This is a genomic window from Shewanella sp. AS16, from assembly GCF_021412365.1.
GTDB lineage: Bacteria > Pseudomonadota > Gammaproteobacteria > Enterobacterales > Shewanellaceae > Shewanella > Shewanella salipaludis.
Map to the genome: position 1 here is coordinate 1 of NZ_JAKCLK010000111.1, position 337 is coordinate 337.

The 337-nt window shown below is 48.1% G+C and carries 1 protein-coding gene; it reads right to left on the reverse strand.

Annotation, left to right across the window (positions count from 1 at the left end; genetic code table 11):
* Nucleotides 1–30: 30 nt before the first annotated feature.
* A partial coding sequence (locus tag LZP73_RS19570) for a Spy/CpxP family protein refolding chaperone (protein WP_234236586.1) occupies nt 31–337 on the reverse strand: 307 nt, incomplete at its 5' end.

The window sequence follows — 337 nt, forward strand, 5'->3', positions numbered from 1 at the left end:
CCGGCGGTCTTACGTTTTTTGGCTGAAAGATTATTCAGCAGTTGCAGGCATTTTACCTTTTGCCGCTGGACGTTCTGTCAGACGCTTCTCAAAATTAGCATTAAATTGCTTTTTCTGTTCCGGCGTCAGGATGTTGTAAATCTTGTTCTGGGTTTCCATGTGCGCCAGCATGTTAGCTTTGCGCTGTTCTTCCATTTTTGCGATCTGCGCTTCAGCTTTTGCTTTATCGAAGGTATCGCTGGCAATGATGTCATGCATTGCGCGGCGTTCTTCCAGCGGCGGACGTTTCATCTGGTCACGCTGGCCTTTCATGATTTCGCGGATCTGCTGTTTCTGC